The organism is Caballeronia sp. HLA56 (genome assembly GCF_054655155.1).
In genome coordinates this window covers 1,393,153-1,407,121 of sequence record NZ_BAAHOB010000005.1, presented here as the reverse complement: position 1 = coordinate 1,407,121, position 13,969 = coordinate 1,393,153, and the positions used below count along the sequence as shown (strand labels likewise).

Genomic DNA, 13,969 nt, shown 5'->3' with positions numbered 1-13,969 from the left:
CGAAGCCTTAGTTTAGGCGAGCGTGGAGGCCTTGTAAATCATAGACTTCCAAATCGCGCAGATAACGCAGACCTTCGACCGCCGCGCGCGCGCCGGACATCGTCGTGTAGTACGTGACCTTGTTGGCCTGCGCGCTCATACGGATGGAACGCGAATCGGCGATGGCCGCGCGCGTTTCATCGACGGTGGTGAAGACCAGCGCGATTTCGCCGTTCTTGATCATGTCGACGATATGCGGACGCCCGTCCTTCACCTTGTTCACGACCTTCACGGGCACACCCGCCGCCGCGATGGCCGCGGCCGTCCCCTTGGTCGCGACGATCGGGTAGCCGAGTTCGTGCAGCATGCGCGCGACTTCGACGGCCTTCGGCTTGTCGGCATCCATCACGGTCAGAAGCACCGTGCCGGATTCCGGCAGACGCGAACCCGCCGCGAGTTGCGACTTGAAAAGCGCTTCGCCGAAGGTGCGGCCCACGCCCATCACCTCGCCCGTCGAACGCATCTCGGGCCCGAGCACGGGATCGACCGCCGGGAACTTGACGAACGGGAACACCGCTTCCTTCACGCTGAAGTACGGCGGAATCACTTCCTTCGTCACTCCTTGCTGCTTGAGCTTCTGCCCGACCATTGCGCGCGCCGCGATTTTCGCGAGCGGCAGGCCCGTCGCCTTCGACACATACGGCACCGTGCGCGATGCACGCGGGTTCACTTCCAGCACGTAGATGACATCCTTCTTCGAGCCATCTTCTTGCGGAACTTGCTGGATGGCGAACTGCACGTTCATCAGGCCGACCACGTTCAGCGCCTTCGCCATGGCGGCGGTTTGCCGCTTCAGTTCGTCGATGGTGTCTTGCGCCAGCGAATAAGGCGGCAGCGAGCAAGCCGAGTCGCCGGAATGCACGCCCGCCTGTTCGATATGCTCCATCACGCCGCCAATGAAGACGTCGTCGCCATCGGAGATACAGTCCACATCGCATTCGATCGCGTCGTTCAGGAAGCGGTCGAGCAACACCGGCGAGTCGTTCGATACCTTCACGGCCTCGCGCATGTAGCGTTCGAGATCGCGCGGCTCGTGGACGATTTCCATTGCGCGGCCACCCAGCACGTAAGACGGACGCACGACAAGCGGGTAACCGATTTCTTCCGCGAGCCTGAGTGCTTCGTCTTCGGCGCGCGCAGTGCGATTCGGCGGCTGGCGCAGATTCAGATCTTTCAGCAATTGCTGGAACCGCTCGCGATCCTCGGCGGCATCGATCATGTCCGGCGACGTACCGATGATCGGCACGCCGTTCGCTTCGAGGTCGAGCGCGAGTTTGAGGGGCGTCTGGCCGCCATACTGCACGATCACGCCGACCGGCTTTTCCAGCTCGACGATTTCGAGCACGTCTTCGAGCGTCAGCGATTCGAAGTACAGACGATCCGACGTGTCGTAGTCGGTCGAAACCGTTTCAGGATTGCAGTTGACCATGATGGTTTCGTAACCATCTTCGCGCATGGCGAGCGCGGCGTGCACGCAGCAATAGTCGAATTCAATGCCCTGCCCGATCCGGTTCGGGCCGCCGCCGAGAACCATGATCTTCTTCTTGTCGGTCGGATTCGCTTCGCACTCGTCCTCGTAGGTCGAATACATGTACGCCGTCTTGGTCGCGAACTCGGCCGCGCAAGTATCGACGCGCTTATAAACCGGCCGCACCTTCAACTCGTGACGACGGCGGCGCACGTCTTCCTGCTTCGAACCGGTGAGCTTCGCAAGACGCCGGTCGGAAAAACCGCTCTTCTTCAGATACAGCAATTCATCCTTGCTGAGGCTTTCGATCGTGCGGCCTTCGAGCGCCTTCTCCTTCAGGATGATCTGCTCGATCTGCGCAAGGAACCACGGGTCGATCGACGTTTCCTCGAAAATTTCCCGAGCCGTCAGACCAAGGCGGAACGCGTCGCCGAGATACCAGATACGGTCCGGTCCCGGCTCGCCGATTTCGCGGATGGCTTCGTCGCGGCTCGTGGTCTTTTCGTCCAGACCGTCGACGCCCACTTCGAGACCGCGCAGCGCTTTCTGGAACGATTCCTGAAACGTGCGGCCCATTGCCATGACTTCGCCGACGGACTTCATCTGCGTGGTCAGGCGCGAGTCGGCTTCGCGGAATTTCTCGAACGCGAAACGCGGCACCTTCGTCACGACATAGTCGATGGTCGGCTCGAACGACGCCGGCGTCTGACCGCCTGTGATCTCGTTCTTCAACTCGTCGAGCGTATAGCCGCACGCGAGCTTGGCCGCGACCTTGGCGATAGGAAAGCCCGTTGCCTTCGATGCCAGCGCGGACGAGCGCGACACGCGCGGGTTCATCTCGATCACGACCATGCGGCCGTCGTCGGGGTTGATCGCGAACTGCACGTTCGAGCCGCCTGTGTCGACGCCGATTTCGCGCAACACGGCAAGCGACGCGTTACGCAGAACCTGATACTCCTTGTCGGTCAGCGTCTGCGCGGGCGCGACGGTGATCGAGTCGCCGGTATGCACGCCCATGGGATCGAGGTTTTCGATCGAACACACGATGATGCAGTTGTCCTTCTTGTCGCGGACAACTTCCATCTCGTACTCTTTCCAGCCAAGAAGCGATTCTTCGATCAGCAGTTCGCGCGTCGGCGAAAGATCGAGACCGCGCCGGCAGATTTCCTCGAACTCTTCCTTGTTATACGCGATGCCGCCGCCCGAACCGCCCAGCGTGAACGACGGGCGAATCACGGTCGGATAGCCGCCGCTGCCAGTGGCCTCGGCGATTTGCGCCTGCACGGTCAGCGCTTCTTCCATGGAATGCGCAATTCCAGACTTGGCCGAACCGAGACCGATCTTGGTCATCGCGTCCTTGAACTTTTGGCGGTCTTCGGCCTTGTCGATTGCTTCCGGCGATGCGCCGATCAGCTCGACGTCGTACTTTTCCAGCACGCCGTGATGGAAAAGATCGAGCGCGCAATTGAGCGCGGTCTGTCCGCCCATGGTCGGCAAGATCGCATCCGGCCGCTCCTTCGCGATGATGCGCTCGACCACTTCCCACGAGATCGGCTCGATGTAAGTGACGTCGGCCGTGTTCGGGTCGGTCATGATCGTCGCGGGATTGCTGTTGACAAGGATGACCTTGTAGCCTTCCTCACGCAACGCCTTGCAAGCCTGCGCGCCCGAATAATCGAACTCGCACGCCTGGCCGATGATGATCGGACCCGCGCCGATGATGAGGATGCTCTTGATGTCTGTGCGCTTCGGCATAACTGCTCTCGATGTTTTGTGTTGCGGTGTTCCGTTCTGTGCTCTCGACTGTCAGGCAGTGACCTTCTGCGTCTCCATCAGCTTGATGAAGCGGTCGAACAGATATGCAATGTCGTGCGGGCCGGGCGACGCTTCCGGATGACCCTGGAAGCAGAACGCGGGCTTGTCGGTGAGCGCGAAGCCCTGCAGCGTGCCGTCGAAAAGCGATACGTGCGTGACCTTTGCGTTGGCGGGCAGCGTGTCGGCATCGACCGCGAAACCGTGGTTCTGCGACGTGATGACCACGCGGCCGTCTTCCAGGTCTTTCACCGGATGATTCGCGCCGTGGTGGCCGGTCTTCATCTTCATGGTTTTCGCGCCGACCGCGAGGCCCATGATCTGGTGTCCTAGACAGATGCCGAAGGTCGGGATGCCGCGCGCGATGAACTCACGCGTGGCCGCGATGGCGTAGTCGCACGGTTCCGGGTCGCCGGGGCCGTTCGAGAGGAAGACGCCATCCGGATTGAGCGCGAGTGCGTCAGCCGCGCTCGCTTGCGCCGGCAGCACGGTGACCTGGCAACCGCGCTCGGCGAGCATGCGCAGAATGTTGTACTTCACGCCGTAATCGAACGCGACGACGCGAAACTTCGGGGCTTCCTGCGTGCCGTAGCCCCTGCCGAGGCGCCATTCGGTCTGCGTCCAGTCATAGGACTTGTCGGTCGACACGACTTTTGCCAGATCCATGCCCGCGAGGCCGGGAAACGAGCGCGCGAGTTCGAGCGCCTTTGCTTCGTCGTCGCTGCCCGCGAGAATGCAGCCGTTCTGCGCACCTTTGTCGCGCAGAATTCGCGTGAGCTTGCGCGTGTCGATGTCCGAAATCGCGACGACGCCTTGCGCCTTCAAATAGTCGGAAAGCGACTGCTCAGAACGGAAGTTGGATGCGAGCACCGGCAGGTCGCGAATGATGAGACCGGCGGCATGGACTTTGGTGGCTTCGACATCTTCGGCGTTCACGCCGACGTTGCCGATGTGCGGATAGGTCAGCGTGACGATCTGGCGGGCGTAGCTCGGATCGGTCAGGATTTCCTGATAACCGGTGATGGCGGTGTTGAATACGACTTCGCCGATCGTCGAGCCGGTTGCACCGATCGATTGACCACGAAAGACCGTGCCGTCGGCAAGTGCGAGTAGTGCTGGGGAGAATGACGGCAACACGGAAGGCTCCTTGGGGGACACCCTGTTACCGACCTGTCTGTCCGAAATTCAGGCTTGGTTCCCAGCGTTCATTGCGATGAACGGGGATATCCTTTGCGCTTTTGTCAGCGGCGGCTCGTCAGGCGCGCGTCGCGGCTTGGATCAACGCGCTGGGTGGACCCAACGGGATAACGAAGCAGGCGATCGGCGGCGTGCGGCGCGCACTGCAAGGCGCAGCGAACGACGGTGAATGGGGGTAGGCGCTAGGGTGCGGGTTGATATGCTCAAACCTTCGAATTATAGCTTGAAAGCGGTCTTTTAGCCAAATTTGGGAATGGTCTGCTTGTTGTCACGCGCCTTTCGCACGACGCGGCGCGCCCGACTTCAGTGCACGGCCTGCTTGCCCTTATCGAGCGCGGCGCTCGGCCACGCATACCATACGGCGCTTGCCACCTGCAGCGCGATGAGCGAAATCCACACGGTGAGATGCGCCGACACGGGATAACGCCCGCCCACGGACGGCCAAAACGACAGCGCGGCGCCGACCCCGACCTGAAAACCAAAGATGAGCAAGAAAATGACGAGCGTGAGAGTCGTATTGGTGCGTCCAATCATGTGCGACGGGAAGTATTCCGCCATGATCGCGTAACTCAGAATGCCCGTGCCGCCGAAAATGCCATACGCCGCGAGAAGCACCGCCGGCGGCAACGGCGCGCGCAGCACCATGAGAATTTGCGTGATGACGAACAACACCATGCCGCCGCCGCAGAACGCATAAACCGATATGCCGCGCCGCTCGATACCGCGCGCTGCCGCGCCGAAGCCGACGCTGCCGAACATCATCGCGAGGCCGAGCACCGAGACGAGCGCGGAGGCGTGGGCAGGCGTGAGGTCCATCACGTCGAGGAGATAGGGCTTGATCCACAGGGATTGCATCGCGTAAAACACGCCCTGCGTGACGACGGAAAACGACGCGATCTTCCAGAACGCGCCGCTCTTCAAGATGTGCCAGGTGCCTTTGAACTGCGTGACGATGTCGGCCTGATGGCGCGCGTCGCTCTTGCGCGGTGCAAACAGCAGGATGGCCGCGGACACGATCAGCGTGAACACGCCGAGTCCGACGCAAACTTGCCGCCAGTTGGCAACCTGCAGAAGCGATGCGAGCGGCGAGCCGACCGCGACTCCGCCGAGACCGCCAATGGCCATCGTGAAGCCATTGACGAGCGGCAGTCGCGCGACAGGGAAATGCTGCGCCGACGCCTTGAACGCTGCGCTCAGACAGACCGAAACACCGATGCCGATCAAAAGCCGCCCCACCATCAGCCCGGCCAATCCTTGCGACGCCCCGAAAACCCAGATTCCAACCGCCGCGAAAACCAGCATGCCGGCCGTCACCGTGCGCGGCCCGAAGTGATCGAGCAGCACGCCGACCGGAATCTGCGCGAGCGCAAAGCCTATGAAGTAAAGCGAAGTCAGCAGACCCAGGTCTGCCGCCGACAAACCGAGGTCGTGCGTGATCAGCGGCGCGAAGCCGAGATTCACGCCCCGGAACAAGTACGAGACGAAATACCCGGCGGCGAACAGGAAAAAGACGCGAGAACGAACTGAGGACGACATGCGATACGAGCGCTTCATTGTTTTTTTGAAATGCCAGTTTAACTGGCGCACCAAAAGAAAACGCCGTCACCTTGGTGACGGCGTGGAATAAACCGAGAAGCGCGATGCTTAGTGTTTCGTGGTCTTCTTCGTGGTAGCGCGTTTGGCGGGTGTGGCTGTTTTGGCGACGGCCGGCTTCGCTGTGTAGGACTTGCTGGAACTCGAAACCTTCGTATATTTCGTCGCCGAATGCGTCGTGGCCTTCGCCGATGCGCTCTTGGCAACCGGAGCGCGCGTACCGATCTTCGTCACGCCGCCCGACGAACGGCTCGACGCCGAAACGGTTTCCAGACGAACCGGACCCGGCTCGGCCGGCACTGCCTTGCCATACGGCACGTGCAGAACAACGACTTGCCCCGGCATGAAGACTTCGCGATGCGTGCGGTTCCAGGCCCTGATCTGCCCGACCGACACGTTGTAGCGATCCGCCAGCGTCTCGATGGACTGTTTGCGGCGCACGCGGATGGCCATCTTGCGCGTGTCGGGCACGTCGCGTTCGACGGCCAGCATGGCGTTCGAGGCGACATCGGCGCTGATGTCCTCGTCGTCGTCGTCATTACGCGGCACGACGATGGTCGAGCCCGGCTTCAGACGCATGCCAGCCGGAATATGGTTCACCGACATGAGCGTGTCCGCATCCACGCCGATCTTCTCGGCAATAGCGGCCGGACGCGCACGCTCGGACACCGTGTAGGTCGTCCAGGACGACAGCGCGCCCGTGTACGAACTCAAATTGCGCTGGAACGTCGCTGCGTTGTCGAACGGCAGCAAGATCTGCGGATTGGTCGCGCCGAGAATGACCGGCTTCGAGAACGACGGATTCAGCGAGCGGAATTCCTCGACACTCATGCTGGCCAACTTCGCGGCCATGGTCACGTCGATGTCGCGCGCGGTCGTGACCGTCACGAAATACGGGTGATTCGGAATGTCGGGCAGCGCAAGGCCATATTGCTGCGGGTTGCTGACGATATTCTTGACCGCCTGCAGCTTCGGCACGTAATTGCGCGTCTCGTTGGGCATGCGCAGGCTTTCGTAGTCCGTCGGTAAACCTGCGGCTTCGTTGCGCGCGATGGCGCGCTGCACATTGCCCTCACCCCAGTTGTATGCGGCGAGCGCGAGATGCCAGTCGCCGAACATGTCATGCAGACGCGAGAGATAGTCGAGCGCGGCGCTGGTCGATGCCAGCACGTCACGGCGCTCGTCCTGCCACATGTTTTGCTTGAGGTTGTAGTCGCGACCAGTGCCCGGCACGAACTGCCACATGCCAGCGGCCTTCGCGACCGACAGCGCCTGCGGGTTATACGCCGACTCGATGAACGGCAGAAGCGCCAGTTCCGTCGGCATATGACGTGCTTCGAGTTCTTCGACGATGTGATACAGGTACTTCTGCGAGCGCGCAGTCATGCGCTCCACATACTCTGGGCGCTGCGCGTACCAGTTGACCTGCATGTCGACCAGGTCCGTTTGCAGATCCGGAATCTGGAAGCCCGCGCGAATGCGGTTCCACAGGTCCGACGACCCGACGAGCGAAGTGACAGGCGTCTTGTCGACGTCAATGGTTTCCTTGGCTGCGGCAGTGCGGCGAATGGTGTCCGCGACCTTTTGCTGCGAGGCTTCGGTGGGTGTTGCTGTGGTATTGGAGGTGAGCGCTGTCGGACCTTGACTGGCACACGCGGCCAGTGTCAGGACGGATAGCGCACTAAGTGTTAGTCGCATGAACGTTCCGGCTTCCAAAGAAGACGCTTGGAAATTTGAAGCCGATGGTACGGAACCGCACTTGCAACGTCAATAAGAATGCACGTAATTCCCCTGCAAAATCCTGCATCTATCGGCGTTTCCAAAGTTTCGGATTAAGTTCGCCCTAATTATGAGACATCAGCGGAACTTATCTTTCCAGCCGCGCATCACGCGAAACGCGTCGAGGCGGTCGGAAATCGGCTGTCCGAACTGAGTGGAAAGTGTTGCCTGAATGGCCTTGTCGTCCACGCGCAGAAAGGGGTTGACGCACTTCTCGTGGCCGATGGTCGTCGGCAGCGTGGGCTTGCCGGCCGCTCGCAACGCGATGGCGTCGTCGTTCCAGCGGGCAAGCGCCGCGTTATCTGGTTCGCATGCGCGCGCAAAGCGGATGTTCGAAAGCGTGTATTCGTGGGCGCAGTGCACTAACGTATCGTCAGGCAGCGAGGCGAGCGAATCGAGCGAGGCAAGCATCTGCTGCGGCGTGCCCTCGAAAAGCCGGCCACAGCCGCTTGCAAAAAGCGTGTCGCCGCAAAAGAGATGCGGTGTGCCACGCGGGTCATGTGCCTGAAAGTACGCGATGTGACCGGCCGTATGGCCAGGTACATCGAGGACGCGAAACTCCAGGGCAGGCTGGTCCACGCGCACGATATCGCCTTCGGATAAGCGCGCAGTCAAATGCTCGATGCGCTCGCCGGCCGGTCCGTAGACCGGCACGCCACCCTCTGCCGTTCGGCTATCGAGCAGTGCTTTGACGCCGCCGACGTGGTCTTGATGATGGTGCGTGAGTAAAATAGCGGTCAGCCGCCAACCGCGTTCGGCGAGATACGCCTCGACGGGCGCGGCGTCGCCCGGATCGATCACGACCGCGTCGCGCGAGTCCGACACGAGCCAGATGTAGTTGTCCTCGAACGCCGGAACCGGAACGTATTCGAGCGAACCCTTAGCATGCGAATCCATAGCGATCATCAAGCGGCAACCCCAACATGTCAGACCGAGTGATTATAGACTGGCCCGCCTGGACAAGCTCCGCACCCGGACGTTATGTGCTCGAGTGGGAACAAGCGCAGCTCGATCGCGTGGTATCCGACATCTTCGGCTATCACGCGCTTCAGCTTGGCATGCCGCAACTCGACGCGCTGCGCGAAAATCGCATGACCGGCCGCGGGCTCGTGCTCGACGCGGAAAGCGGCGCGAGCGCGCCCTACACGATGCCGCAAGCGGCCTCGCGCAGCGTGAGTCCGTTGCCTGCCGCGAGCGCGCCAGAAGGCCGCGCCACGGTCTGGTGCGATTTGCTCGACTTGCCTTTCGAAGCGCAGAGCGTCGATTTGCTCGTGCTGCCGCATACGCTCGAATTTTCGCGCGATCCGCACAGGCTTCTGCGTGAAGCCGAGCGCGTGCTCGTGCCTGAAGGCCAGCTCATCATCCTTGGCTTCAACTCCTTGAGTCTGTGGGGCGCGCGCCAGTCGTTCGGCAAGGTCACGGGACGGCCGTTCGTGCCGGCGGCGCACGAGATGATCGCGTTCACGCGCATCAAGGACTGGATCAAATTGCTTGGATTCGACCTTGAACGCGGACGCTTCGGCTGCTATCGTCCCCCGCTCGTCACGGACAAGTGGCTGCAACGCTATCAATTCATGGAACCCGCCGGCGACCGCTGGTGGCCCATCTTCGGCGCGGCGTACATGATCACGGCGGTGAAGCGCGTGCGGGGCATGCGGCTCATCGGCCCGCGCAAATTGAAGAAACCCGCGCTCGCGCCTGGCCTTGCACCAGTCGCCGCACCGCACACTCGCAACGAGCATTGATGACTGACGAATCCGCATCGACGAACGCATCGAACAAAATCATCGACATTTACACGGACGGCGCGTGCAAGGGCAATCCGGGCCCCGGCGGCTGGGGCGCCCTGCTCCGCTTCGGCTCGCTCGAAAAGGAACTGTTCGGCGGCGAAGCCGCGACCACCAACAACCGCATGGAACTGATGGCGGTGATCGCCGCGCTCGAAGCCTTGAAGCGGCCCTGTCAGGCCGTGATCCATACCGACTCACAATACGTGCAGAAAGGCATCAGCGAATGGATTCACGGCTGGAAGAAGAAGAACTGGATGACGGCGGCGAAGACGCCCGTCAAGAACGCCGATTTGTGGAAGCGGCTGGATGCCCTCGTCGCGCAACATCAGATCGAATGGCGCTGGGTCAAGGGGCACGCCGGGCATCCCGAAAACGAACGCGCCGATGCGCTCGCCAATCGCGGCGTGAGCTCGCTCGCCGATAGCTGAAACATGCACGAACCAACGACACACATCTCATGCGCCAACTGATACTGGACACCGAAACCACCGGCCTGAACGCTCGCACGGGCGACCGGATCATCGAAATCGGCTGCGTCGAACTGGTCAATCGCAGGCTTACGGGTAACAACCTGCATTTGTACGTGAACCCCGAACGTGACAGCGACCCGGGCGCACTCGCGGTGCACGGCCTGACGACGGAGTTCCTGCGCGACAAGCCGAAGTTCACTGAGATTGCCGCGCAGTTGCGCGACTTCATTAGCGGCGCGGAGTTGATCATTCATAACGCGCCGTTCGACGTCGGCTTTCTCGACATGGAGTTCGCGCTACTCGGCTTGCCAAAAGTGTCGACGATGTGCGCCGGCGTGATCGACTCGCTCGCGCAAGCCAAGCAGATGTTCCCTGGCAAACGGAACTCGCTCGATGCGCTCTGCGACCGCTTCGGCATCAGCAACGCGCACCGCACGCTGCATGGCGCATTGCTCGACTCCGAGCTGCTCGCCGAAGTCTATTTGGCGATGACGCGCGGTCAGGAAAGCCTCGTCATCGACATGCTCGGCGACCAGCCCGCGCAAGGCACGACAGGCACACCGCGTATCGCGCTCGACGACCTCGATCTCACGGTCATCGCGGCAAGCGCTGACGAGCTCGCGGCGCATGAAGCCGTGCTCTCCGATCTCGACCGAGCGATCAAAGGCACGAGCGTGTGGCGCACGGAACCCGCGCCCGCGGAAAGCGATACGCTCGCCGCGTGATTTTTTCGAATTTGTTCAAAGAAGAGCTTTACGAATCGAGAACGTCCTGACATAATCTCAATCTCTTCGGGTGGTTAGCTCAGCGGTAGAGCACTGCCTTCACACGGCAGGGGTCACTGGTTCGATCCCAGTACTACCCACCACGACAGAGGCAAGCAGTTGAAGTCTGAACTGAATGCCATAAAAAACGGCGCCTTCGGGCGCCGTTTTTTTTTTCGTCCGCGCGCTTCGCCAGCCGAAGCTAAGACGCCCACACGCCGCGCGCCATTCCGCTTGCGGCAATCACCATCACGATCACCAGCGCCGCTTCCAGATCGCTCATCCACGCAAAGCGCCGGGCGCGCGTGAGATCGATCGGTCCGCCCTGCGCGAGCGTCACGCGCCAGCGAATCAACGCGAGCATCGGTGAAACTTCGATCAGCAAGATCAGCACGAGCGCGGTCATCTTCAGATGAAAAAGCGGCTCGTGCAAAAAGTACGAGCCGCCTTTCTCGAAGCCGCCAAACGCGCGCATCAGCCCGGTGACGATCAGCACGATTGCAGTGATGCCCCACACGGAATCGGAGCGGAACACATCGCGCAGACGCACATCGTTCGCCTGCACCGACTGCGCGACATCGAGCCGCCGCAAGGCGCGCGCACGCGCGAGCACGGCGCCCAAGGCGAAACCGAAACCAAGCAAGTGAAGCGCAGCGAGCAACCAGCGTATCAGCATCCTTCCCTCCATCGAAAACGAGAAGCAAATTCTGCGTTGCCGGCGACCTCGTCAGACTTGCCGCAAGGTCGTGTCGAGTGCGCGCGCCGCGTTGCGGTCGCCGACGCTCGCCAACGGCGCGCGAAATACCGTCTTGCGATTGTGCCCCGCCGCTGCCGGCGAATCCCACAACAACTCGACCTTCGGACGGCGCGCGAACCAACCCTTCCTGAGTGTGCCATTGCGATGGATCGTCGATGCCGGCGCGGCCGGTTCCGTCGATGGCGCAAGAATCGAGATTTGCGCGGCTTCGTCGGCGACGGGCGCGGGCCACTTCACCGACAACTCCCGCGCATCGTACTGACCGAGCTTGCGGCTTTCCGCCCAGACCATCGCGGTGCGCGTGACGGGATCGAGTGAGATTGCAAAGCGGCCGATGGCAAAGCGCCGCGCCGCGATATTAGTACGCCAGAGCGCGCGCGGACGGCATATCCACATCACGACTGCGTAGAGCGCCGGGCCGACCGCGAGCCAGCCGTTGGTCTCGGCGAGCGTGTGTACGAAACGGCGCCAGCCCGAAGCCCAGACGAACGCGCCCACGGAGAACATCGCGAAGGCAAACGCGAGGAGCGCAAGGAAGCGCAGCGCCTGCCGCAGCCATTGTGGCAGCGGATGCAGCGGCCGCTCGATGCGCGCCTTCGCACCCGGCAGCGCGATCAGCAAAAAGATCAGCACGAGATTCAGACACGCCCACGGCGACGATGTCATGGCGCGCAGCGAGGACAGATAGCCCATTTGCGACATCGACAACGCCCAGCGCGCCGCGAGTATCAGCCCGATGGCCCGCAGCGCGAATACCGTGCCGGCGCCGGGCGCCGGGCTCGCGCTGATTTGCTTGGGTATCGCCAAAAGTTGCGCTCCTGTCTTTCATTCGATGCACGCCGCCGCGCACTATCCACGCTAACGGCAATTTCGCTTCGCACTTGACGAAGCCCGGACATTATAGGGAGATTACGATTTTCCTCAGAGGTTTCGCGGACGAAAGCGGCTTAGCGCTCAGATGCGCCATTCAATTGTGCCATTGCGACAACGCCCCGCGAGCCTTGCGGCGCGCGGGGCGTTGTTCGATACGAAAACAGCGTGCGAAAACTTAGCCTGCGTTCACTTCGCGCAGCACCGTGCGACGCTTTTGACGCAGCAGTTCCTCGTAGTTTTCGACATAGCGCGCGGCCATGACCTTCGACGAGAAGCGCGTTTCGAACGCCTCACGCACCTTCGCGCGCGACAGCGTGTCGAGACGCTTCACTGCGGCGATCGCCGAGAGTTCGTCTTCGACAACGAAGCCCGACACACCGTTCTCGATCACTTCCGGCACCGAACCGCGGTTGAACGCGATCACCGGCGTGCCACACGCCATGGCCTCGATCATGACGAGACCGAAGGGCTCCGGCCAGTCGATCGGGAACAGCAGCGCGTGCGCGTTGCCGAGGAACTCGGTCTTTTCCGCTTCACTGATTTCACCGATGTATTCGACATGCGGCAGCGCGAAGAGCGGCTTGATCTCTTCCTCGTAGTAAGCGCGATCGGCCTTGTCCAGCTTCGCGGCGATCTTGATCTTCATGCCGGCGGCCTGCGCGATACGGATTGCACGGTCCACGCGCTTTTCCGGCGAGATACGGCCGAGAAACGCCAGGTAGCCGGGCTTGACGTTCGGGATCGGCGTGAGCAGATTTTCCGGCAGGCCGTGATACACCGTCGACAGCCAGTTCGCTTGCGGCAGCGGCTGACGCTGATTGTCGGAAATCGAGACAACCGGCACGTCGTTGAACGTCGAGAAGATTGGCTGCAGTTCTGGCAGATCGAGACGACCGTGCATGGTCGTCACGAACGGCACAGGCTGACGTGCGAACAGCGAGAACGGGTAATAATCGATATGGAAATGCAGCACGTCGAATTCGTCAGCGCGGCGGCGGACTTCTTCGAGCAGCAGCATGTGCGGCGCCATCGTGTCGCGAATGGTCGGATCCAGACGCAGCGCTTGCGGCCAGAACGCTTCGAGCTTCGCGGACGTTTGCGAATCACCGCTCGCGAAGAGCGTGACGTCGTGTCCGGCCTCGACGAGAGCCTCGGTCAGATAAGACACCACGCGTTCCGTGCCACCGTAGAGCTTCGGCGGAACAGCCTCGTGGAGGGGCGCGATTTGAGCGATTCGCATGTCGGAAACTCCAAAATAAAAATCAGGCTAAGTACTTCAGTCGTGGACAAGGGGCGAATCGCTCGGCTCGGGCGGGAGCTGCTGCGGTGGATTCACCGCGTTGCAAAGCTGATGCACGAGAAAGAAAAGCGTGGTCGCCGGTCACTTGGGTTTTGCGCGAGACCTTCGAACGGATCGCATCGAAGCA

The 13,969-nt window shown here is 61.6% G+C and carries 11 protein-coding genes and 1 tRNA gene; 4 read left to right on the top strand and 8 right to left on the bottom strand.

The annotated features are described in order from the left end of the window. Positions 1-7: 7 nt before the first annotated feature. From carB to gloB, 5 genes are all read right to left on the bottom strand, one after another. The gene (gene carB, locus ACYQ47_RS26165; protein WP_250526048.1) at positions 8-3,262 is read right to left on the bottom strand and encodes a carbamoyl-phosphate synthase large subunit; all 3,255 of its coding nucleotides are present in this window, start codon (positions 3,260-3,262) and stop codon (positions 8-10) included. 51 nt (positions 3,263-3,313) lie between these two features. Then, positions 3,314-4,456, bottom strand: coding sequence for a glutamine-hydrolyzing carbamoyl-phosphate synthase small subunit (carA, locus tag ACYQ47_RS26160; RefSeq protein WP_310396321.1), 1,143 nt, complete (start codon positions 4,454-4,456; stop codon positions 3,314-3,316). Between the two features lie 363 nt (positions 4,457-4,819). Continuing rightward, positions 4,820-6,052 carry an MFS transporter gene (locus ACYQ47_RS26155; protein WP_459907636.1) on the bottom strand — a complete coding sequence of 411 codons (1,233 nt, stop codon included), beginning with the start codon at positions 6,050-6,052 and terminating at the stop codon, positions 4,820-4,822. A gap of 108 nt (positions 6,053-6,160) precedes the next feature. Continuing rightward, positions 6,161-7,807: a transglycosylase SLT domain-containing protein gene (locus tag ACYQ47_RS26150; RefSeq protein ID WP_250465245.1), complete on the bottom strand. Its 1,647-nt coding sequence runs from the start codon at positions 7,805-7,807 to the stop codon at positions 6,161-6,163. Between the two features lie 159 nt (positions 7,808-7,966). Next, complete coding sequence (gene gloB, locus ACYQ47_RS26145) at positions 7,967-8,794, bottom strand: hydroxyacylglutathione hydrolase (protein WP_250526051.1); 828 nt, start codon at positions 8,792-8,794, stop codon at positions 7,967-7,969. A 17-nt stretch (positions 8,795-8,811) separates the two neighbouring features. On the opposite strand from gloB, the gene ACYQ47_RS26140 reads away from it, so the two are divergent. The 4 genes from ACYQ47_RS26140 (at position 8,812) to ACYQ47_RS26125 (ending at position 11,016) form a co-directional block, all read left to right on the top strand. Beyond that, on the top strand, positions 8,812-9,633 hold the full coding sequence (locus ACYQ47_RS26140; RefSeq protein ID WP_244825765.1) for a class I SAM-dependent methyltransferase: 822 nt from the start codon (positions 8,812-8,814) through the stop codon (positions 9,631-9,633). After that, a complete protein-coding gene (gene rnhA, locus ACYQ47_RS26135) occupies positions 9,633-10,106 on the top strand; it encodes a ribonuclease HI (RefSeq protein WP_244825767.1) in 474 nt (157 codons plus the stop codon). Before ACYQ47_RS26140 ends, rnhA begins: the two co-directional genes overlap by 1 nt. A 29-nt stretch (positions 10,107-10,135) precedes the next feature. Next, positions 10,136-10,873 carry a DNA polymerase III subunit epsilon gene (dnaQ, locus tag ACYQ47_RS26130; protein WP_250526053.1) on the top strand — a complete coding sequence of 246 codons (738 nt, stop codon included), beginning with the start codon at positions 10,136-10,138 and terminating at the stop codon, positions 10,871-10,873. A 68-nt stretch (positions 10,874-10,941) separates the two neighbouring features. Next, positions 10,942-11,016, top strand: a tRNA-Val gene (locus tag ACYQ47_RS26125). A gap of 98 nt (positions 11,017-11,114) precedes the next feature. On the opposite strand, the gene ACYQ47_RS26120 is transcribed toward ACYQ47_RS26125, so the two are convergent. From ACYQ47_RS26120 to ACYQ47_RS26110, 3 genes are all read right to left on the bottom strand, one after another. Then, on the bottom strand, positions 11,115-11,588 hold the full coding sequence (locus ACYQ47_RS26120) for a DUF2214 family protein (protein WP_459907632.1): 474 nt from the start codon (positions 11,586-11,588) through the stop codon (positions 11,115-11,117). Between the two features lie 51 nt (positions 11,589-11,639). Further along, complete coding sequence (locus ACYQ47_RS26115) at positions 11,640-12,476, bottom strand: hypothetical protein (protein ID WP_309843893.1); 837 nt, start codon at positions 12,474-12,476, stop codon at positions 11,640-11,642. Positions 12,477-12,717: 241 nt separating this feature from the next. Then, entirely contained in the window at positions 12,718-13,782 is a 1,065-nt protein-coding gene (locus ACYQ47_RS26110) for a glycosyltransferase family 4 protein (RefSeq protein WP_244825773.1), read from the bottom strand. Positions 13,783-13,969: the final 187 nt, after the last annotated feature.

Coding starts and splice junctions, on each gene's coding strand:
- carB (WP_250526048.1), bottom strand. CDS start 3,262: ATGCCGAAGCGCACAGACATCAAGAGCATCCTCATCATCGGCGCGGGT.
- ACYQ47_RS26155 (WP_459907636.1), bottom strand. CDS start 6,052: ATGTCGTCCTCAGTTCGTTCTCGCGTCTTTTTCCTGTTCGCCGCCGGG.
- ACYQ47_RS26150 (WP_250465245.1), bottom strand. CDS start 7,807: ATGCGACTAACACTTAGTGCGCTATCCGTCCTGACACTGGCCGCGTGT.
- gloB (WP_250526051.1), bottom strand. CDS start 8,794: ATGATCGCTATGGATTCGCATGCTAAGGGTTCGCTCGAATACGTTCCG.
- ACYQ47_RS26140 (WP_244825765.1), top strand. CDS start 8,812: ATGTCAGACCGAGTGATTATAGACTGGCCCGCCTGGACAAGCTCCGCA.
- rnhA (WP_244825767.1), top strand. CDS start 9,633: ATGACTGACGAATCCGCATCGACGAACGCATCGAACAAAATCATCGAC.
- dnaQ (WP_250526053.1), top strand. CDS start 10,136: ATGCGCCAACTGATACTGGACACCGAAACCACCGGCCTGAACGCTCGC.
- ACYQ47_RS26120 (WP_459907632.1), bottom strand. CDS start 11,588: ATGCTGATACGCTGGTTGCTCGCTGCGCTTCACTTGCTTGGTTTCGGT.
- ACYQ47_RS26110 (WP_244825773.1), bottom strand. CDS start 13,782: ATGCGAATCGCTCAAATCGCGCCCCTCCACGAGGCTGTTCCGCCGAAG.